Here is a 23,710-nt window from a genome sequence, read left to right as displayed (position 1 = left end):
GAAAATCCTCGAACTCACTGTCACCGGCGAGTCCTTGGCGAGGGCCGCCTCTCTTCCCCTTCTTCCCCAATCTCCCCCTCCCCGTTTCTTCCCCGCGTGCGCGCGTGCGCGCCCCCGAAGACGACCGCATGCGGGACAATGGGCGCATGAGCATCGTCAAGATCAACGCACTCACGGTTCCCGAGGAGCAGCGCGAGCTGTTGGAGAAGCGGTTCGGCGCTCGCGCGGGCACGGTGGAGAGCTCGGACGGGTTCGAGTGGTTCGAGCTGCTGCGCCCGCTGGAGGGCACCGACACCTACCTCGTCTACACACGCTGGCGTACAGAGGAGGACTTCCAGAACTGGATGTCCGGCCGTGGCCAGGCCTCGCACGGCGGCGGCGCCCCCGAGGGCGAGCGTCCGAAGCCCGCGGCGACGGACTCCCAGGCGTGGACCTTCGAGGTGGTCCAGCAGGCCGGTCCAAAACTGGGCTGAACATCTACAGCCATTCGGCCCCGACCTGTGCTAGCGTGATAGAAGTGGCAGTTTTGGTTACCAGAGACTTTTGAGTGCTCTTCGACCTTCCCGTCGACGAGCACTCTTTTTTGTTGTCCAGGGCTGCGACTCCGGGTCTGCAAGGTGTGGACTCCGGGCACTGCCTTGAAGGAGATTCAATATGGCATCTGGCACCGTGAAGTGGTTCAACGCGGAAAAGGGCTTCGGCTTCATCGAGCAGGAGGGTGGCGGCCCGGACGTCTTCGCCCACTACTCGAACATCGCCACCTCCGGCTTCCGCGAGCTTCAGGAAGGCCAGAAGGTTACCTTCGACGTCACGCAGGGTCAGAAGGGCCCGCAGGCCGAGAACATCGTTCCTGCCTGACGCTGACGCGTTCTACGAGTCCGGGGCCCGCACACCTGTGGTGCGGGCCCCGGCTCATGGCGTTTTCCGGACCGGAAACGACCAGTGTCGACCGGTGACGACCGTTGTCCCGACAACGGCCTCGTCTCACATTTTTCTTCGGCTCAGTCTTGCGAATCCTCATGCGGTCCGTCGTACGTTCACGTCGTACGGCCCGTCGCGCGGCCCGTCCCACGGCCCGTCGCCGGAGGAATTCCTCGATACGTGCCGCATCGAGGAAGGTTCCGCATGAACCGCGACCGCACGGCCCGTACGGGCAACGGCTCCGCCCGCTCCCGCACGGACAGGGGCGCCGCAGGCGCCCCCCGGGGCAACCGTCTCCGATCGCAGGCGGCTCCCAGCCGCCAGAACGCCCCCTCCCGTTCGGCCAAGCCCGCCGGGCGGAACGGCCGTGGTGGCCGTTCCTCCGCGCCCGGCGGCGACTTCGCCCTGCCGGTCACGATCACCCCGGCCCTGCCGCCGGTCGAGGCGTTCACCGAACTCGACATGCCCAAGCAGCTGTTGACCGCCCTCGGCACGGAGGGTGTGATCACCCCGTTCCCGATCCAGGCGGCGACCCTGCCGAACTCCCTCGCCGGCCGTGACGTGCTCGGCCGTGGCCGTACGGGCTCGGGCAAGACCCTCGCCTTCGGGCTCGCCCTGCTCGCCCGTACCGAAGGACAGCGGGCCGAGCCCCGGCAGCCCGTGGCGCTCGTCCTCGTGCCCACCCGGGAACTGGCCCAGCAGGTCACCGACGCCCTCACCCCCTATGCCCGCGCGCTGCGCCTGCGGCTCGCCACCGTGGTCGGCGGACTGTCGATCGGCAAGCAGGCGAGCGCCCTGCGCGGCGGGGCCGAGGTCGTCGTCGCGACGCCGGGCCGGCTCAAGGACCTCATAGACCGAGGGGACTGCCGGCTGGACCGCGTCGCCATCACCGTCCTCGACGAGGCCGACCAGATGGCCGACATGGGCTTCATGCCGCAGGTCACCGCGCTGCTCGACCAGGTGAAGACCGGCGGCCAGCGGATGCTGTTCTCGGCGACGCTGGACCGCAACGTCGACCGCCTGGTCCGCAACTACCTGCACGACCCCGTCGTCCACTCGGTCGACCCGTCCGCGGGCGCCGTCACCACGATGGACCACCACGTCCTGCACGTGGAGGACGAGGACAAGCACGCCACCACGACGGAGATCGCCGCCCGCGAGGGACGCGTGATCATGTTCCTGGACACCAAGCACGCCGCCGACCGGCTGGCCAAGAAGCTGCTCGCCGTCGGCGTGCGCGCGGCCGCCCTGCACGGCGGCAAGTCCCAGTCCCAGCGCACCCGGACCCTGGCCCAGTTCAAGGACGGTCACGTCACCGCCCTGATCGCGACCAACGTCGCGGCCCGCGGCATCCACGTCGACGACCTCGACCTCGTCGTCAACGTCGACCCGCCCGGCGACCACAAGGACTACCTGCACCGCGGCGGCCGTACGGCTCGCGCCGGCGAGTCCGGCACCGTCGTCACGCTCGTCCTGCCCCACCAGCGCCGGGAGATGACCCGCCTGATGGCCGACGCGGGCATCACTCCGCGGACGACCCGGGTGCGGTCGGGCGAGGCGGAGTTGAGCCGGATCACGGGGGCGCAGGCGCCGTCGGGGGTGCCGGTCATTCTTCCGCCGCCGCCTGCCGCGGAGCGGCCGACGCGTTCGGCGGCCTCCTCGCGCGGTCGGCGCAGCCGGCCCGCCCAGGCCCGGCGCCGTTCGGCCGGCAGGCCGACGGACGGGCGCGGGAGCAATGCCTGAGGCTCAGGCGTCCCGTACGTCTCTCACGCATCGGAACCCCATGTGCCCCGTCGTACTGTCCGGGGTGTTCGACGTGCGGGCCGCCACGCGGTAGCGGTTGCAGTACGAGCGGTGGCAGAGGTAGGAGCCGCCGCGGATCACTTTCGACGCGCCCCGCGCCGGCCCCGAGGGGTCGGTGCGCGGGCGCGTTCCGTGTTCGGTGCCCCACCGGTCGGCGCACCACTCCCACACGTTGCCGGACACGTTGAACAGCCCGAAGCCGTTGGGCGAGAAGGCGTCCACGGGTGCGGTGCCGCGATAGCCGTCCTCCGCGGTGTTCTTGGTGGGGAAGTGCCCCTGCCAGATGTTGCAACGGTGTGCGCCGCCGGGCGTCAGCTCGTCGCCCCACGGGTAGCGGGCCTGCTCGAGCCCGCCCCGGGCGGCGTACTCCCACTCGGCCTCCGTGGGCAGCCGTACACCGGCCCAACCGCAGTAGGCCACCGCGTCGTTCCAGGACACGTGCACCACCGGATGGTCGCCGCGTTCCGCGACCGTACTGCCGGGCCCTTCGGGAGCGCGCCAGCAGGCGCCGTCGACGCCGCACCACCACGGCGTCTGCGCGGGCCGGGCGGCCCCGCGGCGCAGCGCGCCGGGCAGGAACCCGGCGAACACGTACGACCAGCCGAAGCGTTCGGCCTCGGTGACGTGGCCGGTCTCCTCGACGAAGCGGGCGAAGCGGTCGTTGGTCACGGCGTACGGGTCGATGCGGAACGGGGAGACGGTGACCTCGCGGACGGGGCCCTCGCCGTCGGCCGGGAACCCGTCGGCGTCGTCGGCGCCCATGAGGAAGGTGCCGCCGGGCAGCAGCACCATGCCGTCGTGCTGGGACGTACCGTCGCCGAGCGGCACGACGGGGGCCGCGCCGTCACCGTCACCGCGCGACGGGGCGCAGCAACCACGGGGTTCCGGTCCCGCGTGCTCCATACGACCTCCCACGTCAGAGCGGTTTCGAACGAGGCTACGACAACGCCATACGGGGACGTACGGGTGTGGCGCAGGCCACAGGAACCCCACCAGGCCCGCGGAGAGTAACGAGTGTGAGGGACAGAGACAGGGATACAGAACCAGCGGATCCGGTGCGGGCCCGCATACGGGCAGGGGACCGTACAGCGTTCGCCGAGCTGTACGACCAGCACGCGCGGGCGGTCTACAACCACGCCCTGCGGCTGACCGGCAACTGGTCGGAGGCCGAGGAGGCGATGTCCGAGACCTTCCTCGCCGCCTGGCGCACCCGGGAGACGGTGGAGCCGGAGGGCGGCTCGCTCAAGCCCTGGCTGCTCGGCATCGCCACGCACAAGGCGCACAACGCCAATCGCGGTCTACGGCGCCGACTCGCGTTCCTCGCCCGCAGCCCCGAGCCGCGTCCCGTCGAGGACTTCGCGGAGGAGACCGCCGGCCGGATCGACGACGCCCGCCGACTCGCCCTGGTCCACCGGGCGTTGGGGCAGTTGCGCCGTCAGGACCGTGAGGTGTTCGCCCTGTGTGTGTCGGCCGGGCTGGACTACCGGCAGGCCGCGGAGGCACTCGGGATCCCGGTCGGGACGGTGCGGTCGCGGTTGTCGCGGGCGCGGGCGAGGCTGGCGCGGCTGAGCTCGGGTCAGCCCGGCGGCGGAGAACCGGAACTCCCCGGCCCCCGCGGAGAGATGGAGAGTGAGGCCGCGCTCGCGGCCCTGGTCCTGCAGGAGGAAACCCCATGAGCACCAACCGGAGTGAGGCCGAGGAGTTGCTGTCGGCGCCGGCCGAATGGGATCTCCCGCGGAGCCGGCACCTCCACTTCAAGGACGTACTGATGCAGCAGATCGACGAGGATCTCGCCTCCGCCGCCGCCCAGACCCCCCGCCGTAGGACATGGCGTCCCGCCGTCCTGTTGCCGCTCGCGTCGATGGCGCTGGCGGGGGCTCTGCTCGTGACCTTCACCAGCGGCGATCCCGAGACCCCGGCGCCGGTCAGCGCCACCGCCACGCTGAACCGGATCGCCGTAGCGGCGATGGCGAGTGACGAAACGCCGGTGCGGGACGACCAGTTCGTGTACGTGAGGAGGCTGGTCATCGAGAACAAGGGCACCTTCGAGGGCCCCGTACGGCTCGGTGCCCCGCACACGTCGGAGGTCTGGACGTCGCAGAACCCCGAGCCCGTCCGCGTCCTCGGCTGGATGCGCGACTCGGGCAAGGATGCGATCATGCCGGGTCAGATGCTCCCCATAGAGTCCCCCTCCGCGGTCCCGGCGGGCTTCGACCACCCCACGTACAAGTGGCTGGCCTCGCTGCCCACCGACCCCGACGCACTGCTCCAACTCCTGTACAAGCAGGTCAGGGTGGCCGACGACGAGTCGAAGGAGCAGGCCGTCTTCTCGCAGATCGGCGATCTGCTGAGCGGGACGGTCATGCCGCCCGAGAACACCGCCGCGCTCTACAAGGCGGCCGCGCGGATCCCCGGCGTGCGGGAACTCCCCGACGCCGTGGACGCCGCCGGCCGGCACGGCATCGCCATCACGCGCGAGGACGCCCGGTCGGCGACCCGTGACGAATGGATCTTCGACAAGAAGACCCTCGCCTTCCTCGGCGCGCGCAACTACATCACCCACGACGAGACGAAGGGCATCACGTCCGACACCCTGTTCGGCAGCACGGCGGTCCTGCGGCACGCGGTCGTCGACCGGCACGGGGAGGAGCCCGCGAAGAGCGACGGCTGAACCGATCGCAGCGGTCCATCCGATCCACACACGGAGACGTGAGCAGACGTAGGAACACGGAGGCTTTCGTGAAGTCTTTCCCACCCGTGCCGTGTGTGGTGTTCTCCCTCGCCCGGGAGCGCAGCGGTCGGCTCCTTCGGGACGCGCGCAGAACCCAGTTGCTGCCCCCGGTGGTCAACTCCTGGGGCACGCTGCCCGCGTACGGCGAGCTCCTGACCCGGCGCCCGCCCCCGCTGGCGGTCCTGGACGTGCCGGACGAGGACTGCGCGTACGAACTGCCCCACCGGGTCGCCCTGTTGAGACGCCTGGCACCCGTGACGGTCCTCGCGCCGGCCGGCGTCTCCCCCGCGGCGCTGTTCGAAGCGGGTGCCGAGAACGTCCTGGACCGGAGCATGCCGGTCGAGGAACTGGGCGCGCGGCTGAAGGCGGATCAGCGGTGGATCGCCAGGGAGGCGGAGCACAAGCGGTACGGGGCGCCGGGGATACCGCCCCACCTGCTGCCCCCGCAGGCGACCCAGCGCGTCCTGGTCAGCCTGATCCTCGCCGACCCGCACCCCTGGTGCTGCCACGACCTGACCCGTCTGCTGGGCTCGGCCGAACAGCCGTTGACGAGGGCGGCTCTGCGGGCGCGGATGCCGAGGCTGGGGCCGCATCTGGCGCGGCTGGGGCTGGAGTTGCACAGGACGGGCGGGTGGGGGCGGTTCTCGTACCTGGTCGTACCGTCGGCCTCTGCAGAGCGTGGTCACGCGGCGTGAGGACGCCGGCTCCGGCTTCGGCTTCCGCTTCGGCGGAAGGCGGGCCGGGTCAGCAGCCAGGCCCAACTGGCCGCCAGTAGTGGGCGGATGTGTTCGGCGGCGCAGTGGGTGGCGCCGGGCACGATCCACACGGTGGTGAGGCGGGTGGTGTCGGCGCGGGGGATGAAGTGGTCGTGGGCGCCGTTGGCGGCGAGGAGGGGTACGCCGTTGTCCACCTCCGGGTTCAGCAGTCCCTGCCCGCGGAGCGAGAACGCGGCCAGCATGTCGTCGATCTCGGCGGCCTCCGGGAGGCCGTCGAGGCCGAGGGCGTTGCCGAGGATGCCCGGCATGCCGTAGGGAAGGGCGAGCACGTCGACCGTTTCCTCGGGCTCGGCGGCACCGGTCGGCCCGCCGATGTCGACGGCCGCGTCGACCAGGCCGCGTGCGGCGAGTTTGACGGCCCAGTGCCCGCCGAAGCTGAGCCCGAGGCAGGCCACGGGTTCGCCCGGGTGCCGCCGCCGCACCTCGCCGATGAGCCCGGCCAGCAGCCGGTCCCCGTCGGGCGTCAGCGGCCCGGGTGCCTCACCGGTGCCGGGCATGTCGACGGTCACGACGAGCAGGCCCGTCACCAGCGCCGTCGCGACGGCCATGCGGTGCAGCTCGACCTTCCAGGTGTCGACGCCGCCGGAGAGCACGAGGACGCCGGGGCGGCGGCGGTGGCGGCGGGCCATGAGGTGGAGGGGAAGGGGGCCGTCCACCGGGACCTCCATGGTCACGCGCTGGAAGCGCACCGGCAGCCGGGGTCCGGCGGTCGCCTTCGCGTAGGCGGCGAGCTGTCGGTCGTACGCCTCCTGCCGCTCGGCCGTGGCGAGCGCCGGGAACCGGGCCGCACCCCACAACTGCGCCGCGCGCAACCACTGCCCGTCCGCCTCCGCCTCCCGGGCCAGCCGCGCCCAGACCGGAACCCAACTCCCCGCGCCCGTACCCCACATGTCGGTGATCCCGGCCCGCGCCCGGGCGACGATGGGCGGGGGTATCCCCCAGGCGGCGAACTGCCGTTCGCGCTCGTCGAAGAGTGCTGCCGGAGCGATGTCGAAGGTGAACATCGCCCTAGAATGCGAGCAATCCTCAGTACTGACAACTCGCATTGGACGGCCTGTGCCCCCACCCGCCGTACCCCGCAAAAGGCCACGTCAGGAGCGTTCCCGGGACACCTACGACGCCATCGTCGAGGCAGCTGCTCAGCTTTTCCAACGGGACGGCTACGCGAGGGCGACGACGAACCGGATCGCGGAGCGCGCGGGCGTGTCCATCGGGACGCTCTACCAGTACTTCCCGAACAAGGACGCGCTGCTGTACGCGATCGGCGAGGAGCATGTGCACCGCGTGCAGGCCGAACTCGCTGACTTGGCCGAGGGGTTGCGCCGCGACCTGCCTCCCCTGCCGGACTGCGTGCACGCCTTGCTGCGCGCCCTGGCCGACCTCCACCTGGCCGACCCTCGCATGCACCGGCTCCTCTACGACCAGGCCCCACGGCCGGCGGAGACGGCGGCCCAACTCCGGGAGGTGCAGGGGGGTATCGCGGCCGAGGTGGAGTTCCATCTGCGTCGGCTGGGGGTGGGCGGCCCCGATCCGGGCCTCACCGCGATCCTGGTGGTACAGGGGGTGGAGGGGCAACTGCACGGAGCGCTTCTGGACCCGCCGGCGGGACGGACGGTCGAGGAGGTGCTCGGGGCGGTGGAGACACTGTGCTTGAAGGCTCTCGCCTCGTGACGACAACCTGTGGCGGGGACCGGTCCCGGACAGTGGCCCTTACCGTCCGGACCATGAACCTACTTCGCAGACCGCGGTTCTGGGCGCGACTCGTGTCGGTCATCGCGCTGCTGGCGGCCGGCTGGCTCCTCCTGGTCCCCCGCACGGCTGCGTACTTGGTGGATGACGATGGCCATCCGTACGACGTGAGCGTCCTGTACTCCAGGGGAGACAGGAGCGATCAGACGGTGATCCTTCCGAAAGACCTCTTCGACGAAGACCTCGACACCAGCAAGCCGCTCGAACTCGTGACGATGGTCAGAATCGACTGCGGGACCGCGTTCACATCCGGTGAGAACGAGGACACGCGGCCCGGCCACGAGCAAGAGGCGTGCTCCGAAGTGGAGACACCGAGGCGGTTCTTCGGCCTGTGCCTCATCCTGCTCGGTTCCGCCGGGCTCTGGGCCGCCCCCAGGCTGTCCCACCTGCGGTCCCGCGTGCCCTGGGCAACCAGGGGGCAACGAGTCCGACCGACGGAGTCGTAGGGGATGGGCGGTGCCGGTCCGCCCCACGAGCCGTGGCACACTCGACCGGCCCGGTTCGCGGGCCTACTCGACCCGGGAGTGCGTATGACTCCGCGCTTGAGGAGACTCGGCCGCGGCCTGATGAACTGCGTCGCCGTGGCTTGGTTCGGCTACCAGGCCATCTATGGCGAGGGACCGATGCGTATCGCCTCCATCATCTTGCTGATCGCGGGCGTGGTGCTGACCGCGGCCACGGTCCTCGATCATGTCCTCCCCCGACCGAAGCGGCGCCGGGCACTCGACAAGCGGGACGCCGGCTGAACCGTGGCGATCACGGTGGACACGAGGACGGTCATGGCGAGGGTCCCCGTCATGACCAGCATCACGCCGACCATGAAGAGGCCGCTGGCGTCGTCCGACCAGTCGTAACCGGCCGCGACGGTCAGGCCCATCGTGGTGCCGAGCACCGCGCCCACGAAGTGCCGCCGGGACGCCGCCCAGTACACAGGCACCAGCAGCGTCAGCACCAGCCCGATCACCTGCCAGGCCTGGTACGGGCCGGTCGTCGAACCGTCGGGGTGCACGTCAAGATGCTGGTCCCAGCCCAGCCAGGCCGCCCACAGCGCGAGCGACACCCCAGCCGGCGCCAGGATCGACAACAACTGGAGAACAGGTTTCGGAAGTCCTTGGCTCATGGTCCAAGGGTTTCGGCTCGCCCCGGCACCGGCCAGAGCGCAGGTACTCAGCTCCACCCGAGTACCTGCGCCATGACCCGATCACGATCTCGACGAGCAGATCAGTACAGGTCAGGGAGTGTCGGACGTACGAACACGGGCCCGAGCGGGCGCGAGAAGGCGGGGTCCCGGCAGGCCGCCCGGACGGCGAACGACCGACCGAGGAGCGGCCGAGGTCACATCCGGTGCCGCACAGTGGAGTCGACCGACCGCAGCGAACAGATGCCCCCCGGGCGCATACTGGAGGCAATGACAAAGCCAAGTGCACCGAAGCGTTATTTGCCCACCAGCCCCTTCAAGGCCCCGGTAGCGCCGCCCGCCAAGCAGTTCGAGGTGGGTGACCGGGTAGCACACGACTTGTACGGCCTCGGCCGAGTGATCGGCGTCGAGGGCGGGATCGCAGTGCTTGTGGACTTCGGCTCGACGCAAGAGCGGATCCTGAGCCCGTACGCCAAGATGAGCAAGCTGTAGAACCGCTGCGCCCGGTCACCGCACGCCAGGCCTGCTCCACGTCCCTGTAACGATTGGACAACCTCCCATCGACCTGACCTCGCTGTTCTCCGCTCCGGAAGCGGCGGTGCACCATGCCGCCGCGGCATCGCCGCCCCCGATGACCAACCCCTTCCAGGCACCGGACTTCGGGGAGGACGAGACCTTCCCGCTCGACGAGGCGGAAGCAACCCCCGCGGACATGGGCACGGCTCGACGCAAGGCAAGCTAGCTCCGACCAGCGACGATGGCTTCGGCAGCCGGCCACGGGCTGCCTCGTTTCCCGTTTCCGGCTCATTCGTCACCGTATGGGCCGTTCTGTGCTGCACAGCTGCGGCTCGATCCGTACCCGCCGAGCAAGCCCGGACGCAGGTGCACGGCCTGGTCCACGCGGCCGACCGGCGCCACCAGACCTGAAGCGCGTGCGTTGATCCCCGGCGTACGGCAGCGGTTGGGTGCGCGGTCGGCGCCGGCAGGTCTCACCATGGCCATCGACGAAGCCCGGACGTCGGTTGGGTCCCGGGCACTCGGATGCGCGGCGAGCTCGTCGGACGGTCGCTGGAGAGCATTCCCCGGCGTGATGCGCCGGGGTGGCATCGGATTGCGGGCTGCCTGTTCGGGCCGCAATCCGAGAACAGCACGACTCGTGCGTCGCCGATCAGTGCTGAGGAGCGCCGCAGTACGGCTACGAAATCCGACAGAACATCCGGACGTTGGTGGCGCAAGGCCGGCTATTGGGGTCCTGCCACCGGGTGCGGTCGGTAGTCCGTTTCCAGGCGCTCCACCTGTTCCGGGGAGAGCGTGACGTCGAGCGCCGCGACGGCGTCTTGGAGGTGGGTGAGCCTGGTCGCACCGACGATCGGGGCGCTGACACCTTCCTTGCCCAACAGCCAGGCGAGGGCGGTCTGCGCGGGTGGCAGGCCGAGTTCGGAGGCGACGGTGCGGAGCGTGTCGATGATGTCGAAGTCGGCTTCCGTGTAGAGGGTGCCGGCGAGCGGGTCGGTGCCACTGCGCGTGGTGGTGTGCTCGCCACCGCGGGCCCGGCTGCCGGCGAGGAGCCCGCGTGCGAGCGGGCTGTAGGGCAGGACGCCGACCCCTTGGTCGAGGCAGAGGGGGATCATCTCCCGTTCCTCTTCGCGGTAGATGAGGTTGTAGTGGTTCTGCATGGCCACGAAGCGTGTGCCACCGGCGAGTGCGGCGGTGTACTGCGCCTTGGCGAACTGCCATGCGTACATGCTCGATGCGCCGAGGTAGCGGACCTTCCCTGCCCGTACGACGGCATCTAGTGCCTCCATGGTCTCCTCGATGGGCGTCTCGTCATCCCAGCGGTGGATCTGGTAGAGGTCGATGTGGTCGGTGCCGAGACGGCGCAGGGAGGCGTCCACGGAGGCGAGGATGTGCTTGCGCGACAGCCCGCGGTCGCCGGGCTTCTCGCTCATCGGGTAGTGCACCTTGGTGGCCAGCACGTAGTCGTCACGGTCGTCGAACAGCTTGGCGAGCAGCCGCCCGGTGACCTCCTCGCTGGCGCCGCGGTCGTACATGTCGGCGGTGTCGAACAGGGTCACGCCCGCCTCCACCGCGTGCCGCACGATCGGCTCGGCCCTCTCCTCGCTGAGATGCCAGGCACGGCGGCTGGTGTTGCCGTAACTCATCATGCCGAGGCCGAGCCGGGACACGATGAGTCCGGAGTTGCCGAGACGGGTGTACTGCATCGCTTCACTCCTCAACTCGTGCTCCATGACGCGCTATCCGGCGGATCGCCGCGTACAGATCGGTCTTGGATTTCGACATGCCCATCGGTGCCCCCAGCGGGAGAAGCACGGCCATCGTCCCACCGCAAGGCCCCAAGTGCCGCTAAAACTAGGCGACTTCGGCTTCGCCGACATGACGGTGCCATCCACGCTCAACGACAAACGACATCACGACTCACCGGCAGAGCCAACCCACTCCGGGGCATGCGATCACGTCGCCGGGAGCTGGTACGACAGCACGTAAGCGTCGGCGGCCATAACCGTGTCGCAGACCTCGACGGCCCGCCCCTCGGTGTCGAAGGCGGTACGGACGAGATGGATGACGGGCACGCCGGAGGCCAGGTGCAGCGTCTTCACCTCGGGCGGTGAGGGCATCCGGGCCCGGATCTCCTCCTCGAAGTGGTCGAGGCGATGGCCGAGTTCTTCGAGACGGGCGTAGATGCCGCCGGGACCGGGGTTGGGCTCGGCGATCTGCGTACCGCGTGCGATGTCGAGCGGGAGATAGGAGGCGGCGAACTCGACAGGCCGCCCGTCGAGGAGATACCGGCGCCGACGGGCGAGCACACGTCGAACGGACCCAAGCCGGGTGGAAATGTCCTGACTGGCCTTCTCCTCCTTCACCTCCAGGCTGTCGACCTGCGGATGGCTGCCGGCGGCGTCGGCCTCGACGATGAACGCGGACTTGCCCTGCTCGCGATGGCGCCGGGCGAACCGGTCGGAGGCGAGACGCCGCACAGGCGGCCGGGGCCGCACGAACACCCCTTTGCCATGCTCTGCATGCACGAGCCCCTCGCCCTGGAGGACGGAGAAGGAGTTCCGGACCGTCATCCGGGAAACCCCGTAGTGCTCGACGAGCTCCGCCTCCGAGGGCAGCTTGTCCCCCTCCCCGAACCGCCCACGGCCGATGGCCTCACGCAGCTGGTCGGCGATCTGCCGGAAGACCGCACGATCACTCGTAGGGTCGAGACCGCCGAGGAGGCTCGGAAGAGACGTCACGCGTACTCCTTTAGATATCTAGACGAGTGGGCGAGTGTTGTTGCTACGGTGGAGAGCCTAGCCAGCCGAGAGGGCCGAGGAACGTGAGCACTGACCGTCCGCACTCCGTGAGCGTTGCCGGAGTCATCGTCGACGACCAGGACCGCGCTCTCCTGATCAAGCGCCGAGACAACGGCAAGTGGGAACCCCCGGGCGGAGTCCTCGAACGTGAGGAAACCATCCCCGAGGCCCTCCAGCGCGAAGTCCTCGAAGAAACCGGCATCAAGATCGCAATTCCCGCGACCCTCACCGGCATCTACAAGAACATGACGGGCCTGATCGTCTCCCTCGTCTTCCGCTGCGAAGCCGCCGACGGCACGCCCACCACCGGCGACGAAACCCGCGCACTGCGCTGGGCCACCCACGAGGAAGTCACCGAACTCGCCGACGAGGCGTACGCGATCCGCGTCCTGGACGCTTTGGACGCGGCATCCCCGCCGGCCATCCGCGCCCATGACGGCGTGAAACTCGTCTAGCCCTAACCCGCTGCACATGGCGGCCTACCAGCACGAAGGAACTTGTATGCACGAGTATATGAGTGAGGCCCGAGTCTGGGGGCTCACTTGCCCAGGTTTCCCGGAAGAGGTCAGCCGGGCCCGCCGCTGGACGCGGGACATCCTGCGCGGTTCACCCCTGGCCGAGGACGCCGAACTGATCGTGAGCGAGCTGAGCGCGAACGCGATCCTCCACACGGCCAGCGGCCTCACGTCCGGCAGCTTTCATCTGGCCCTTGCGGTCTCTGCTCAGGTCATCGCGCTGTCGGTTACGGATGCTGGTGGCACCGGCACGGCCCCGAAGGTTGAGCACCAGGACCAAGAGGCGGAGCACGGGCGGGGGCTGGGCATGGTCAGCGCGATTGCGCACCGGGTTGTGGTCCACGACAGCGGCGGCGGCCACACCGTCACGGCGGAGCTCTACAGCGATGCCCGCCCAGGAGGCCACCCGTGCTGACGCTGATGACCGGGGAGCCCTTAACTGCCGAAGAGCGGGGCAGCGCCTACCGCTGTTGGGCAGCCGCTTACCCCCTGCACGAAATGCGTGCCATTCAGTTTGGGTCTCACGGTGCGGCGAGCCCCCGCCTGGCACTGCGCTGGCTGCGCGAACGAGCGCGTCACGTCACGGACCAACTCGACACCGCATACGCCCAGCCGGGCCACTACTGGCTGACAGACGAGGCGGAGCACGAACGCGCTCTCGCCTACCTGACCACGGCACGGCCTACCAACTCACGCTTTACAACGAGAACACCCGCTACATGCTCATGGCCTGCCCATCGGGAGGCGCCGCGTGAACGGACTCCCCCGCGGCTACTGGTGCGAATGCTGGACCCAGAACCTCAGCACGGACCAACTACCTGCACTGCATGCCTCCTTCGACGCCTACTCAGCCGCCCAGGCAGACCGGTGGATCGCCATCGCGCTACGCACCATCAGCCCAGCACTCGACACCGCAGCCTCAGAGCAAGCGTGGGAGTGGCTCTACGAGGGCCGTGTCGACACCAGACGGGCCCTGCTCCGAGCGGAACCCTGCTCAGTCACCGTGCACCAGGCCGGTACACGCATCACGTGGACGGTCCGCCCGGTCATCTTCCTACCGCTCGCAGACCGCCAGAGCATCGAACTTCCAGCCTGCGCATACGATTTCAAGCCCCACGCGACCGACTGAGTTACAACTTTCTCTACTCGTTCAAGGCCCGCGCACAGCGCGGGCGCGCGCATGCGGGCTGAGGTAGGAAGATCCGCTGTGGCTGGGACCGGTCGATACGGCTAGCCGCGTAGCTACACAAGGCGTACCGTTTGAGGAGCACACAGGGCGGTAATCGTCCTAGCACCTGATGAAACTGCACCTAGCCCGTGAGGTAGTCATGCTTCTGAGGTTCCGCGTCACGAACCACAAGTCCATCCGCGACACCACAGAACTCGTGTTCACCAAGTCGAGCTTCGAGGGGGTGCGCCCTCAGGATGGCGACTGGGGCTCAGTGACCAACCGAGTCCTCGGCATCTTTGGACCCAACGCGTCAGGGAAGACCACTCTTCTGGATGCAATTGATTTCGCCGTTAAGGCCATCAATAATTCCGCCAAGTGGAGTGAGCGAGAATCATTTCCTCACGCCCCATTCCTGCTCGATAAGGAATCTAGAAGGGAAACCTCTGCATACGAATTTGACTTTACAGTCAAGGGGACACGTCACGTATACGGTTTCGAGAGCGACTCCGGCGGTATCGCCTCCGAGTGGCTGCATTCGTTTCCTGAAGGGCGCCGCCGAGCCCTCTTCGAGAGGAATGGACCCGAGCCAGAGGACATGATTTTCAGTAGAAATCTCAAAGGGGAGAATGTGCGAATCTCCCGCCTGATGGGCCGCTATAACTTGTACCTCTCCACGGCAAGCATGGCTAACCATGCCTACTTGCGGAGAATTCACCACTACCTCACCAAGCATTTGCCTTACGCTGCATTCGCCGAGTACTACAAGCAGAGCAGAATCATGTCAGTCAAAAAATGGATAGAAGACAAGGAGGCTCTACAACAAGCCCAAAGTTTGCTGCGCTTTGCCGACCTGGGGATCTACCGTCTCTCGTTGGATGAAGTTGAAATCGATGAGAAGACGCAGTCAACCATGCGTAGGGCTATGAAAGCCCTTCTAGACGACGAGGATGACGAAGAAAAGTTCTTCGCAAACTTTCTCGAAGAACAGAGGAAGGTAATCAGCTTCTGGCATAAGGGATCACCTTCCGAGGATTCTCACAATCTAGGATTGAGCGACGAGAGCAGTGGCACAGTCGCGTGGCTTTCACTTGCGCTGCCTGCGCTACGAGAGATCAAGTATGGCGGCGTACTAATTGTAGACGAACTCGACTCCAGCCTGCACCCTAGGCTCGCGTCTGCACTCATTGCCATGTTCAAGTCTCCGGAAATCAACCCGCTTGGGGCCCAGCTCGTATTCACGTCACACGACACTTCCCTGATGGGACACCTATCGGGCGATGGTCTAGACAGGGAGGAGATGTGGTTCGCTGAGAAATCTTCCGAGGGAGTCACAGATGTCTACCCCCTCACAGACTTCCCCATCAAGAAGGATCACAACGTGGAGCGTCGATACCTCGGCGGAAGGTATGGGGCAGTCCCCACGCTCGCCTGGGAGGAATTGATTGCGTCTCTGCAAGTGGTGGAGGCTCAAGCATGAGTCGTCGGCAGTTGCGTGGCTCACAAAAGATTTCGAAGTCAAAGAACAAGAGATCCGAAAACATAAAGATTCTCATTGCCGCCGAGGGCGTTAACACGGAACCGCAGTATTTTGAAAAATTCTCCGCGCTAATAAGGGCCAAAGCTGTTCAAGTGGTCAGCGTTAAGCCTGTCGGTGTCGGCCGAGATCCTTTGAGTGTCGTGAACGAGGCGAAAAGGCTCCGCGATCTCGAAGACAGAGGTGGCGACCCCTTTGATGCCATCTGGTGTGTAGTCGATGTAGATGAACATGCCAGCCTAGAGAGAGCGTGCATCGAAGCTCGTCGTTCGCGCATCGAGATGGCCATTAGCTCGCCGTGCTTCGAAATTTGGCTACTATGGCATTTCGATAACTGCACGACATGGATAGATGCTGCTACGCTCTCCAAGCTTCTGCGTAAGCAAGGATTCTCTGGCAAGAACATGCCGGATGGGTTCCCGTATGAAAAATACCCAGAAGCCATGACTCGCGCTTCAAAATGTGAGCACGTGAAAGCGCAACACGCGCCACCAAATCCGCATAGTTCAGTCGGCGAACTGATCTCGGTACTACTCAAAGCGTATGGCCATGAGGTATAAGCTGTGCTGCAATATCAAGGGTTCATGCGCCACGTCCACTGCGTTCAAGTGAGCCAGTCGATGACGGAAACAAGATTATACGGCGATGGATCTGTGCGACCGCTGGCGCAACCGATAGCTACTGTCCATGTCCTGTTCAAGGCTTGTGCTCGCATCTTCTAATAGTCGGGCCGCACTCTCTTCGTCATATCGGGTGAGTTTCTCACTGTGTTACAACACCCATGTACAACAGCGGATAACCATGCACACTCTTGGACCATCGACATAGGTGAGAGACGCCGAGCGCAAGCTGAGGCACCCGCCCAAGTTGCCTCGGGACCAAGAGGTCACGACTCAAGGTGGCACCCAACGCGCCCGCCGTCGAAACTTGCTCTGGTCTACGGCCAGCAGCGTGGCTCATGCCGGCGGGGGTGCAGCGAGGCACACGCGCGCCTGGACGGTCGACTTACCCGCCATTGTGGCTGACTTTCGTCGACTGAGGCTCAGGCACTCCTTGGCCCAGCTCCGCCAGGGGATGTTCGAAGTAGAGGGACCGTGCCATTTGCGTGCCAGATCCTGCGGGGAACCACGGGGAACCACGGGAACAGCGGGAAACTGCCCAGGGTACGACCAGGACTCCAACATGACTCCGCCGCAGGTCAGCGCAGCATCCGCCGCCAAGAAACCCAAGCTCAGGTCTCGGCAGCCGCGACCGAGAAGCCTGCTCTACTCGACGACACCCGACAGCGTGGCTGAGGCCAGTGGTGGTGCAGCGAGACGTAACGTACGCGCGCCTGATCGGTCGGCGCACCCATCGTCGTGACTGACTGTCGTCGGTTGAGGCACAGTCACCAAAGCTGCCCCTGCTCCGTTCAGGACGAGGGTGTGAAAGCTGGCGGACTGGTCGAGGTGGAACGGTGAGCCCAGCGCCGTCGGGGTCCAACCCTCGTCAAGCGCACGCTGAATGGCTCTGAGTCAGTGCCTGTAGATGGTGGCGTGCGATTCGGCGGATGTGGTGCCGTCCCAGACCACGTGAGAAGTACCGCCGCGAAGCGCAGCCAAGGCGGCCAGCGACGTCTCGTCGCCGCCGGCCAGCAGCCGTTCGAGTTGTTCCCGCTCCATATCGTCACCCCGCTCAGGATCTTGCTGTGTAGCAGGCCATCTGCTCGCCGCGTGCGGTGCTTGTCATCATCATGGGATGACAAGCAGGCAACTACCGGCAGGTTGGACCCTGGAGGAGATCCGCGAGGTCTCCAGCGATCGGGAGGCCACACCTCTCGAAATCGATCGCGTCGTGACGTGGATGGGATGGCCGGCGCAGGATGAACGGCTCCATCCCGAGATCGTCTTGGGGTTCCATGAACTGTGTCTGGTGAAAGCCATCAACGACGACGACTGGTACATGGGCAGTCTGAATGACGATGGCAGCATCATCTGCTGGAGCGCCTACTGCGACCTCTACGAGGCACTGCGCGGCCTGTAGCCCGACGACGCCCGTCTCGCCCTCCGTCCCCTTCAGCGCCGTTCACGGTCGTTCAGACGAGACCCGAAGCCGCCCCTGATGCGGACCCAACTCCTGCAATACATCCCCGAGTTGAGCGGCAGTGAGAGCCGTGGCAGGGAGGGGCGGCGAGGCCGGTGACGTGCGTAGGCCGTCCAGGAACAAGGCGAGTGGGCGGCGCCATGCGTCAGGCGTCGTCGCGTTCGTCAGGGCCGGTACCGCTCGGCCTAGCGCCGCCAGGGCGAACAGGGCGTCCTCGACTGTGACGTCGGCGCGGATCGTGCCCTGCTCGCGGCCCCGGTCCAGCAGCAGTTCCATCGTGTGGTGGTTGTGGGTGTGCACGGCTTCGAGGGAGGTGACGCCCTCGATGCGCGTTGTCATGAGGTCGTTTGTGCCTCGGTCTGTGGACAGGGTGGTGAAGACCGTTTCGAGGTAGGTGTGGAGGGCTGTCCAGGCGTCCGGTGCCGTGCGGGCCTTCTCTCCGGCGGTCATCGTGTGGGTCAGCGTGTCGTAGAAGACTGCGTCGATGAGGGCTGCGCGAGTGGGGAAGTGGCGGTAGAGGGTGGCGTTGCCGATGGCTGCCCGGCGGGCGATCACGTCCAAGGGGGCGTCCAAGCCCTGTTCGGTGAAGACCTCGTGGGCCGCCTCCAGGAGGAGGTCGCGGTTGCGTTGTGCGTCGCGGCGTCGCCGAGGGGGCTGCGGCGTTGCGCGGTGGGCGCCCTCGGTCATTTTCGTCCTCCGGCCCAGGTGGCAAGAACAGCGTTAACGGCAGTAAGTGGGGAGCGCTCCCCGGTGCTGATGCTATCTTCGGGGCTAGAAGTGGGGACTACTCCCCACTTAAAACCTCACTTCGGGAGGACATCCCATGGGCGACACCGCACTCGTCCTCGGCGGCGGAGGTCCCCTCGGCGGTGCCTGGCTCACCGGCGTGCTCGCCGGTCTCGCCGACGCCGGGGTCGACCTCGACCGGGCCGACGTCGTCATCGGCACCTCCGCCGGCGCGATCTTCGGGGCCCGGCTCGCGTGCGGGGAGTCGCCGCAGGAGATGTACGAGCGGCAGCTCAGCGGTGCCGATCGGCTGGTCATGAGGGTGAGCGCCGGCCAGACGCTTCGGTTTTTGTGGGCCGCACTCGGCTCCCGGGATCCCGAGCGGTCCGTGCAGAGGCTGGGGCGTGCCGCCCTTGCTACTCGGCCCTCCCCCGGGCCTGGCTTGACCGAGCTCCTACGGCCGCTGCTGCGCGGGGCACTTGAGTGGCCCGACCGTGCAGCACTGCGGATCACCTCCGTCGACGCCCACACCGGGCAGGTCGAGACCTTCGGCGCGGAGTCGGAGCTCACGCTCGTCGAGGCCGTCGCCGCTAGCTGCGCCGTCCCCGTGGTCTGGCCGCCCGTCGAGCTCGCCGGGCGGCGGTGGATGGACGGGGGCAGTCGTTCCACCAGCAATATCCAGCTGGCCCGCGACCACGAGCGCGTCCTCGCCCTCTCCCCGATTCGGGCCGCCGTCGGGCCCCATCCCAGCGCGCAGCAGCAGGTCGCCGAACTCGCCGCCGCCGGAGTCGCCGTAACTCTTCTCGTCCCGGACCCCGACTCCCGCCGGGCCATGGGCCGCGACATGACCGCCGACGCCCGCCGACCGGACGCCGCCCGCGCCGGATACGCCCAGGCCAAGTCCCTCGCGGACACCGTGGCCGACGTATGGCACAGCTGACGTACAGCACGGCCGACGTACGGCACAGCTGACATCGACCGACCCGACCAGGAGCCGACGTCTGGCACGGCTGACATCAACCGCCCCGACCAGCAGGCGACCCGACCAGCAGGCGACCTACGGCACGGCCGACATCGACCGACCCGACCAGGAGGCCAACCTCGTGCCCGCACCCACCCTCGAGCAACTCGCGCCCGACGGGCACGACTTGGCCGACGACCCCTACCCCCTCTACGCCGCCCTGCGCGCCAAAGCCCCCGTCCACCGCATCCTCGTCCCGGGCAGCGGCGAGTGCTGGCTGGTCGTGACCCGCGACGCGGCGCGTGCCGCACTCACCGACCCCCGCCTGCGCAACGACATCCGCCACTCCTCCTCCTGGCAGACCGACGGCGGCCACGCACTCGGCCACAACATGCTCCAGAGCGATCCCCCGCACCACACCCGCCTGCGCCGACTGGTGGCGGCACACTTCACGCCCGCACGAATAGCCGCGCTACGCCCACGAATCGAAGCCATCGCCTGCGAACTCCTCGCCGCACTCCCCCGGCACAGCACCGTCGACCTGGTGAGCCGCTACGCCCTACCCCTCCCCGTCACAGTGATCTGCGACCTCCTGGGCGTCCCCGACGCGGACCGCACCGCATTCCACACCTGGTCGAACGAGCTGGTCATGCCCACCTCGCCCGAGGCCGCGGCATCGGCCGCCACCGCGCTCACCGCCCACCTCAGCGAGCCCACCCACCGCGAGGCGGGCACCCTCCTCAGCGACCTGGCCGGCATGACCGACCTCACCCCCGAAGAACGCCTCGGCATGGCCTTTCTCATCCTCGTCGCCGGTCACGAGACGACGGTCAATCTCATCTCCGCGACGGTCCACAGCCTGCTCGTCCACCCCGACCAGTTCGACCTGCTCCGCGCCGAGCCGGACCTGACCGGAGCCGCCGTCGAGGAGTCGCTGCGCTTCAACTCACCCGTCCACGCAACGGCGTTCCGCTTCGCCGCCGAGCCAGTGAACCTCGCGGGGACCGACATCGAAGCCGGCGACGCGGTCCAGGTCTCCCTCGCCGCCGCCTCCCGCGATCCCCTCCACTTCCCCGATCCCGACCGCTTCGACATCCAGCGGCAAAAGACACAGGGACACCTCGGGTTCGGTCACGGCCTCCACCACTGCCTCGGCGCCCCCTTGGCCCGTCTCGAAGCCGAGATCGCCGTACGGCTGCTCCTGGAGCAACGCCCCACGCTCGCCATGCCCAAAGACGCAGAGCCGTCCCAACTCACCTGGCGAACCAGCACTTTGCTGCGTGGCCTGGCCGAACTCCCTGTGTATCAGGCCTGATACAACTACCCGCGCATCGAACATACGCAGTTGTGCCTACTGTTCGATCTTTTCGATCGCACATATTTTTGCCCGTCATGAGCATGACGCGCAGATCGATCATCAAGGGCATGGCGGCCGCACCGGCCGTCGGCATAGCGGCCAACGCACTCGCCCCCGCCACCGCCCACGCCGCCACCATCACCCCCGGCCGGTTCCGGCTCGCCGGCCGGGCCTCCAACGGCTACGGCACATTCGCCGCTCTCAACGCCGGGTTGGCGGGCAAACTGACCAAGGTGAGCGCGAGCGCCGTCATAGCCGACACCAACCGCAAGGCGAAGCGGCTGACCAGTGCCCCCAGTACGGCCAAGGCGTTCCAGACCGGGTTCGCCTGGGACGACGCCGACCAGAAGGTCAAGTACTGGATACCCCAGGGCGTCAGCACGAGTGCGGACGCCTACAGCAGTGGGTACTACAACGGCGAAAAGGTCGTCCTCGTCTCCTGGTACTTCGAGGGCAACACCGACGACGACGCGGCGCTCGAGTACCCGCTCGACAAGGGCATGCGCCTGACCTTCGTCGACTACAACTCCGCCGCCGCGCCCACCTATCGCCACGTCCTGCTCGTCGAGCCCAGCAAGACCGGCTCCGGTGCCCACTCCTTCAAGCCCATGCGCAAGCACGCCGGCGGCATCATGTGGTACGGCGATCTCCTCTACGTCACCGACACCTACAAGGGGCTGCGGGTCTTCGACCTGCGCACCCTCTTCAAGGTCTCCGCCACCCAGGCGAACGTGTGCGGTCTGCACACCGACGGGACGTACCAGGGCTACGGGTACGACTACGTCCTGCCCCAGAGCTATGCCTACGACAACGCCGGCACCGTCCTGCGCTACTCGGCGATCGGACTCGACCGCGCCACCAACCCCGACAGCCTGGTCATCAGCGAGTACTCGAAGTCCGGCACCGTCAGCTACACCGACGGCGACTTCAACGGCACGAACACCGGCAGGACCACCACGCCCAAGCTGGTCCGCTGGCCCCTCGACCAGACCGACCGGCGCCCGTCCTCGCTCACCGCGACCGAGGCCGTCACGGTCAAGCAGAAGAAGATCCAGGGTGCCGTCTCCCGCAAGAACCGGCACTACCTCTCGGTGAGCGGCGGCCCGGAGGCCAAGGGCGCCCTGCGCACCTTCACCTCCACCGGCTCGACCGCGACCACCGTCACCAACCTGGCCGTCGGCTGCGAGGACCTCAGCTTCCACAGCAAGGACGCGTCCGGGTGGGCGTACAGCGAGTCCGTGATCTGGAACGTCAGCGAGTACGACAAGACGCGCTACGTCTACGCGGTCCGCGCCGACGGATCCTGACCGCCTGACCGCCGGGCGGGCTTCCGCGCTCAGCCCCGCACCGGCACCGGCTCAGCGTCCTTCCTCTCCTCCTGTACTGCGGTGATCGCGCGGACGACGAAGATGCAGGCCACCGCCGCGCCCACAACCGCCGCGTCGGCGCACAGCAGCCCCGGCAGGCTCGTGTAGGCGCGGGCGATGATGGCGTCCGTGTCGCCGCTGGAGGCCTGGTCCAGGCCGCCGAGCAGGGCGGCCAGCCACAGGCCCCACCACACGTTCACGGAGTGCGGCAGCCGGGTGCCCGGGGCGCTCGCGCGATAGATGTCGGCGACGATGCCGCGAGGGAACCACAGGTTCACGATGGGCACGACCCAGCCGAGGTAGATCCAGGGCCAGGAGTAGCGCGGCGGCCGGCCGGAGAGGGCCCGGGCGTTGTCCCGCACGCTCCACAGCCAGGACACGAACGCGATCGCGCAGACGACCGTGGCGATGTCTCCGACGGTGCTGATCAGGTGGTACGTGTCCTCGAGGGAGGTCAGCTTGCGGTGCTGGCCGCCGCCCTGGTCCGGCGGTCCGGAAGCGGGCTGTCCCGCCATGTGGAGCCGGAGCTGCCACCCGGCCCGGGCCACCCAGGCGGCGCCGGCCAGGCCGAGTGCGGCCACGGCGCAGTGAGCGGCGCCGCGGACCGGGCGCGTGGCGGGGACCTTGGCTGCTTGATCGTTCATTGCGTCGTCCTTGGGACTCGGGACCGGGGACTGCGGACTCGCGACCTGGAGAGGTCGGCTCACCCGATCATCGTTGCGAACCCCCTGATCGGTTCACGCGGGCATCCTGGAGTTATGGAGGAGCGACGACGGTTCGACGTGTGGGAGGCCGGGGGCGCCTACGAGCGGTACATGGGGCGGTGGAGCCGGGGCGTCGCGCGGGAGTTCGTGGACTGGCTCGGCTGCCCGGGCGGGCTGCGGTGGCTGGACGTGGGATGCGGTACCGGGGTGCTCGCCTCGGTCGTGGGCGAACGGTGCCGGCCACGGGTGGTGGTGGGCGAGCGGATAAAGCAGGTGAGGTGCGAACTGGACTTCGCGGAGCGGTATTTGGGGAACTCCGGCCCGTCTGGCGCGTGATGTTTTCGCCCCCGCCGCCCCTACCCGTCCCATCCTTCTGGGGCTCCGCCCCAGACCCCGCTCCTCAAACGCCGGAGGGGCTAATTTCAGCCCGTCCGGCGTTTGAGGACGAGGCCGTTCAGGCCGAAGGGGGGTCTGGGGGCGCAGCCCCCAGGGACGGGAAGGGAAGGGGTGGCGGGGGCGAGAACGACCCTCTACGACCCGGCCCCTGCGGCGCTGGACGAGGGCCGTCGGTTCGCCGGCTGGCGCCCCCAGTCGCTCCACAGCCTGTGGACGGAGGCGGGCCTCATCGACGTACGGACCACCGCGATCGAAGTGCCCACCGTCTTCGGGGACTTCGCCGACCTGTGGGAGCCGTTCCTGGCGGGTCAGGGTCCCGCACCGGGCTACGTCGCCGCCCTCGCCCCGGACGAGAGGGACCGGCTGCGCGACGCACTCCGCGCGGCCGTCCCGACCCGCCCGGACGGTGCGATCCCGCTCACCGCCCGGGCCTGGGCGGTGAGCGGACGTCTCCCCTGAGGT

At 67.8% G+C, this 23,710-nt stretch carries 28 protein-coding genes; 20 read left to right on the top strand and 8 right to left on the bottom strand.

The window, feature by feature from the left end; genetic code table 11:
• The first annotated feature begins 146 nt into the window (after positions 1-146).
• The 3 genes from IG08_RS0112575 (at position 147) to IG08_RS0112565 (ending at position 2,664) form a co-directional block, all read left to right on the top strand.
• Positions 147-473, top strand: a complete 327-nt coding sequence (locus tag IG08_RS0112575) for an antibiotic biosynthesis monooxygenase family protein (RefSeq protein ID WP_030600150.1) — start codon at positions 147-149, stop codon at positions 471-473.
• Positions 474-654: 181 nt separating this feature from the next.
• Positions 655-858, top strand: a complete 204-nt coding sequence (locus IG08_RS0112570) for a cold-shock protein (RefSeq protein WP_010032345.1) — start codon at positions 655-657, stop codon at positions 856-858.
• A 267-nt stretch (positions 859-1,125) separates the two neighbouring features.
• Positions 1,126-2,664, top strand: a complete 1,539-nt coding sequence (locus tag IG08_RS0112565; protein WP_030600149.1) for a DEAD/DEAH box helicase — start codon at positions 1,126-1,128, stop codon at positions 2,662-2,664.
• 3 nt (positions 2,665-2,667) lie between these two features.
• Here IG08_RS0112565 and IG08_RS0112560 read toward each other — a convergent pair whose 3' ends face one another.
• Positions 2,668-3,627 (bottom strand): formylglycine-generating enzyme family protein, encoded by a 960-nt coding sequence (locus tag IG08_RS0112560; RefSeq protein ID WP_030600148.1) that lies wholly within the window; start codon positions 3,625-3,627, stop codon positions 2,668-2,670.
• 152 nt (positions 3,628-3,779) lie between these two features.
• On the opposite strand from IG08_RS0112560, the gene IG08_RS0112555 reads away from it, so the two are divergent.
• The 3 genes from IG08_RS0112555 to IG08_RS0112545 all read left to right on the top strand — a co-directional run bounded on the left by IG08_RS0112555 (position 3,780) and on the right by IG08_RS0112545 (position 6,150).
• Complete coding sequence (locus tag IG08_RS0112555; protein ID WP_030600146.1) at positions 3,780-4,400, top strand: RNA polymerase sigma factor; 621 nt, start codon at positions 3,780-3,782, stop codon at positions 4,398-4,400.
• Positions 4,397-5,395: a CU044_5270 family protein gene (locus IG08_RS0112550; RefSeq protein ID WP_030600144.1), complete on the top strand. Its 999-nt coding sequence runs from the start codon at positions 4,397-4,399 to the stop codon at positions 5,393-5,395. Before IG08_RS0112555 ends, IG08_RS0112550 begins: the two co-directional genes overlap by 4 nt.
• 68 nt (positions 5,396-5,463) lie before the next feature.
• Positions 5,464-6,150 carry a hypothetical protein gene (locus IG08_RS0112545; RefSeq protein WP_158812221.1) on the top strand — a complete coding sequence of 229 codons (687 nt, stop codon included), beginning with the start codon at positions 5,464-5,466 and terminating at the stop codon, positions 6,148-6,150.
• Here the strand turns inward: IG08_RS0112545 and IG08_RS0112540 are convergent.
• On the bottom strand, positions 6,138-7,235 hold the full coding sequence (locus tag IG08_RS0112540) for an alpha/beta hydrolase (RefSeq protein ID WP_052424642.1): 1,098 nt from the start codon (positions 7,233-7,235) through the stop codon (positions 6,138-6,140). The genes IG08_RS0112545 and IG08_RS0112540 overlap by 13 nt on opposite strands.
• A 52-nt stretch (positions 7,236-7,287) precedes the next feature.
• Here IG08_RS0112540 and IG08_RS0112535 point away from each other — a divergent pair, with 52 nt between their 5' ends.
• Positions 7,288-7,902, top strand: a complete 615-nt coding sequence (locus IG08_RS0112535) for a TetR/AcrR family transcriptional regulator (protein WP_234342859.1) — start codon at positions 7,288-7,290, stop codon at positions 7,900-7,902.
• A 92-nt stretch (positions 7,903-7,994) separates the two neighbouring features.
• Positions 7,995-8,426, top strand: a complete 432-nt coding sequence (locus IG08_RS0112530; protein WP_030600136.1) for a hypothetical protein — start codon at positions 7,995-7,997, stop codon at positions 8,424-8,426.
• Positions 8,427-8,668: 242 nt separating this feature from the next.
• Here IG08_RS0112530 and IG08_RS0112525 read toward each other — a convergent pair whose 3' ends face one another.
• Positions 8,669-9,100 carry a hypothetical protein gene (locus IG08_RS0112525; protein WP_043454064.1) on the bottom strand — a complete coding sequence of 144 codons (432 nt, stop codon included), beginning with the start codon at positions 9,098-9,100 and terminating at the stop codon, positions 8,669-8,671.
• Positions 9,101-9,388: 288 nt separating this feature from the next.
• On the opposite strand from IG08_RS0112525, the gene IG08_RS0112520 reads away from it, so the two are divergent.
• Positions 9,389-9,610: a hypothetical protein gene (locus tag IG08_RS0112520; RefSeq protein ID WP_030600131.1), complete on the top strand. Its 222-nt coding sequence runs from the start codon at positions 9,389-9,391 to the stop codon at positions 9,608-9,610.
• A 749-nt stretch (positions 9,611-10,359) separates the two neighbouring features.
• On the opposite strand, the gene IG08_RS0112510 is transcribed toward IG08_RS0112520, so the two are convergent.
• Both IG08_RS0112510 and IG08_RS0112505 read right to left on the bottom strand, forming a co-directional pair.
• On the bottom strand, positions 10,360-11,340 hold the full coding sequence (locus IG08_RS0112510; RefSeq protein ID WP_030600127.1) for an aldo/keto reductase: 981 nt from the start codon (positions 11,338-11,340) through the stop codon (positions 10,360-10,362).
• 249 nt (positions 11,341-11,589) lie between these two features.
• Complete coding sequence (locus IG08_RS0112505) at positions 11,590-12,375, bottom strand: GntR family transcriptional regulator (protein ID WP_030600124.1); 786 nt, start codon at positions 12,373-12,375, stop codon at positions 11,590-11,592.
• Positions 12,376-12,482: 107 nt separating this feature from the next.
• On the opposite strand from IG08_RS0112505, the gene IG08_RS0112500 reads away from it, so the two are divergent.
• The 5 genes from IG08_RS0112500 (at position 12,483) to IG08_RS57015 (ending at position 16,215) form a co-directional block, all read left to right on the top strand.
• A complete protein-coding gene (locus IG08_RS0112500; protein ID WP_030600122.1) occupies positions 12,483-12,890 on the top strand; it encodes an NUDIX hydrolase in 408 nt (135 codons plus the stop codon).
• A gap of 46 nt (positions 12,891-12,936) precedes the next feature.
• Positions 12,937-13,365: an ATP-binding protein gene (locus IG08_RS0112495; protein ID WP_030600120.1), complete on the top strand. Its 429-nt coding sequence runs from the start codon at positions 12,937-12,939 to the stop codon at positions 13,363-13,365.
• Positions 13,366-13,701: 336 nt separating this feature from the next.
• Positions 13,702-14,079, top strand: a complete 378-nt coding sequence (locus tag IG08_RS61270) for a hypothetical protein (protein WP_030600118.1) — start codon at positions 13,702-13,704, stop codon at positions 14,077-14,079.
• Positions 14,080-14,248: 169 nt separating this feature from the next.
• The gene (locus IG08_RS56410; RefSeq protein ID WP_078655568.1) at positions 14,249-15,598 is read left to right on the top strand and encodes an AAA family ATPase; all 1,350 of its coding nucleotides are present in this window, start codon (positions 14,249-14,251) and stop codon (positions 15,596-15,598) included.
• Positions 15,595-16,215 (top strand): RloB family protein, encoded by a 621-nt coding sequence (locus tag IG08_RS57015; protein ID WP_078655567.1) that lies wholly within the window; start codon positions 15,595-15,597, stop codon positions 16,213-16,215. The genes IG08_RS56410 and IG08_RS57015 overlap by 4 nt, the downstream gene beginning before the upstream one ends.
• Positions 16,216-17,169: 954 nt before the next feature.
• Here the strand turns inward: IG08_RS57015 and IG08_RS60065 are convergent.
• Positions 17,170-17,316, bottom strand: a complete 147-nt coding sequence (locus tag IG08_RS60065) for a hypothetical protein (protein ID WP_158812220.1) — start codon at positions 17,314-17,316, stop codon at positions 17,170-17,172.
• Between the two features lie 76 nt (positions 17,317-17,392).
• On the opposite strand from IG08_RS60065, the gene IG08_RS0112470 reads away from it, so the two are divergent.
• On the top strand, positions 17,393-17,677 hold the full coding sequence (locus IG08_RS0112470; RefSeq protein WP_052424639.1) for a hypothetical protein: 285 nt from the start codon (positions 17,393-17,395) through the stop codon (positions 17,675-17,677).
• 42 nt (positions 17,678-17,719) lie between these two features.
• Here the strand turns inward: IG08_RS0112470 and IG08_RS0112465 are convergent, their stop codons facing one another.
• Positions 17,720-18,424, bottom strand: coding sequence for a TetR/AcrR family transcriptional regulator (locus tag IG08_RS0112465; protein ID WP_030600111.1), 705 nt, complete (start codon positions 18,422-18,424; stop codon positions 17,720-17,722).
• A 136-nt stretch (positions 18,425-18,560) separates the two neighbouring features.
• On the opposite strand from IG08_RS0112465, the gene IG08_RS0112460 reads away from it, so the two are divergent.
• From IG08_RS0112460 to IG08_RS0112450, 3 genes are all read left to right on the top strand, one after another.
• Positions 18,561-19,403 carry a patatin-like phospholipase family protein gene (locus IG08_RS0112460; protein ID WP_030600109.1) on the top strand — a complete coding sequence of 281 codons (843 nt, stop codon included), beginning with the start codon at positions 18,561-18,563 and terminating at the stop codon, positions 19,401-19,403.
• Positions 19,404-19,566: 163 nt separating this feature from the next.
• Complete coding sequence (locus IG08_RS0112455) at positions 19,567-20,739, top strand: cytochrome P450 family protein (RefSeq protein WP_030600107.1); 1,173 nt, start codon at positions 19,567-19,569, stop codon at positions 20,737-20,739.
• An 83-nt stretch (positions 20,740-20,822) separates the two neighbouring features.
• On the top strand, positions 20,823-22,088 hold the full coding sequence (locus IG08_RS0112450) for a hypothetical protein (protein ID WP_052424638.1): 1,266 nt from the start codon (positions 20,823-20,825) through the stop codon (positions 22,086-22,088).
• A gap of 29 nt (positions 22,089-22,117) precedes the next feature.
• On the opposite strand, the gene IG08_RS0112445 is transcribed toward IG08_RS0112450, so the two are convergent.
• Positions 22,118-22,792, bottom strand: a complete 675-nt coding sequence (locus tag IG08_RS0112445; protein ID WP_030600103.1) for a DUF4328 domain-containing protein — start codon at positions 22,790-22,792, stop codon at positions 22,118-22,120.
• 114 nt (positions 22,793-22,906) lie between these two features.
• Between IG08_RS0112445 and IG08_RS62795 the strand changes: the two genes are divergently transcribed.
• A complete protein-coding gene (locus IG08_RS62795) occupies positions 22,907-23,188 on the top strand; it encodes a hypothetical protein (RefSeq protein ID WP_043454061.1) in 282 nt (93 codons plus the stop codon).
• A gap of 171 nt (positions 23,189-23,359) precedes the next feature.
• The gene (locus IG08_RS62790; protein WP_234342858.1) at positions 23,360-23,707 is read left to right on the top strand and encodes a hypothetical protein; all 348 of its coding nucleotides are present in this window, start codon (positions 23,360-23,362) and stop codon (positions 23,705-23,707) included.
• Positions 23,708-23,710 lie beyond the last annotated feature (3 nt).

The sequence above is a fragment of the Streptomyces fulvoviolaceus genome, from assembly GCF_000718165.1.
GTDB lineage: Bacteria > Actinomycetota > Actinomycetes > Streptomycetales > Streptomycetaceae > Streptomyces > Streptomyces fulvoviolaceus.
This window is presented reverse-complemented; position numbering and strand designations above follow the sequence as displayed.

What these genes read in the sequence shown, in the direction of transcription:
- IG08_RS0112575 (WP_030600150.1), top strand. Translation starts at nt 147, where the DNA reads ATGAGCATCGTCAAGATCAACGCACTCACGGTTCCCGAGGAGCAGCGC.
- IG08_RS0112570 (WP_010032345.1), top strand. Translation starts at nt 655, where the DNA reads ATGGCATCTGGCACCGTGAAGTGGTTCAACGCGGAAAAGGGCTTCGGC.
- IG08_RS0112565 (WP_030600149.1), top strand. Translation starts at nt 1,126, where the DNA reads ATGAACCGCGACCGCACGGCCCGTACGGGCAACGGCTCCGCCCGCTCC.
- IG08_RS0112560 (WP_030600148.1), bottom strand. Translation starts at nt 3,627, where the DNA reads ATGGAGCACGCGGGACCGGAACCCCGTGGTTGCTGCGCCCCGTCGCGC.
- IG08_RS0112550 (WP_030600144.1), top strand. Translation starts at nt 4,397, where the DNA reads ATGAGCACCAACCGGAGTGAGGCCGAGGAGTTGCTGTCGGCGCCGGCC.
- IG08_RS0112540 (WP_052424642.1), bottom strand. Translation starts at nt 7,235, where the DNA reads ATGTTCACCTTCGACATCGCTCCGGCAGCACTCTTCGACGAGCGCGAA.
- IG08_RS0112525 (WP_043454064.1), bottom strand. Translation starts at nt 9,100, where the DNA reads ATGAGCCAAGGACTTCCGAAACCTGTTCTCCAGTTGTTGTCGATCCTG.
- IG08_RS0112520 (WP_030600131.1), top strand. Translation starts at nt 9,389, where the DNA reads ATGACAAAGCCAAGTGCACCGAAGCGTTATTTGCCCACCAGCCCCTTC.
- IG08_RS0112510 (WP_030600127.1), bottom strand. Translation starts at nt 11,340, where the DNA reads ATGCAGTACACCCGTCTCGGCAACTCCGGACTCATCGTGTCCCGGCTC.
- IG08_RS0112495 (WP_030600120.1), top strand. Translation starts at nt 12,937, where the DNA reads ATGCACGAGTATATGAGTGAGGCCCGAGTCTGGGGGCTCACTTGCCCA.
- IG08_RS56410 (WP_078655568.1), top strand. Translation starts at nt 14,249, where the DNA reads ATGAAACTGCACCTAGCCCGTGAGGTAGTCATGCTTCTGAGGTTCCGC.
- IG08_RS57015 (WP_078655567.1), top strand. Translation starts at nt 15,595, where the DNA reads ATGAGTCGTCGGCAGTTGCGTGGCTCACAAAAGATTTCGAAGTCAAAG.
- IG08_RS60065 (WP_158812220.1), bottom strand. Translation starts at nt 17,316, where the DNA reads ATGGAGCGGGAACAACTCGAACGGCTGCTGGCCGGCGGCGACGAGACG.
- IG08_RS0112470 (WP_052424639.1), top strand. Translation starts at nt 17,393, where the DNA reads ATGACAAGCAGGCAACTACCGGCAGGTTGGACCCTGGAGGAGATCCGC.
- IG08_RS0112465 (WP_030600111.1), bottom strand. Translation starts at nt 18,424, where the DNA reads ATGACCGAGGGCGCCCACCGCGCAACGCCGCAGCCCCCTCGGCGACGC.
- IG08_RS0112460 (WP_030600109.1), top strand. Translation starts at nt 18,561, where the DNA reads ATGGGCGACACCGCACTCGTCCTCGGCGGCGGAGGTCCCCTCGGCGGT.
- IG08_RS0112450 (WP_052424638.1), top strand. Translation starts at nt 20,823, where the DNA reads ATGACGCGCAGATCGATCATCAAGGGCATGGCGGCCGCACCGGCCGTC.
- IG08_RS0112445 (WP_030600103.1), bottom strand. Translation starts at nt 22,792, where the DNA reads ATGAACGATCAAGCAGCCAAGGTCCCCGCCACGCGCCCGGTCCGCGGC.
- IG08_RS62795 (WP_043454061.1), top strand. Translation starts at nt 22,907, where the DNA reads ATGGAGGAGCGACGACGGTTCGACGTGTGGGAGGCCGGGGGCGCCTAC.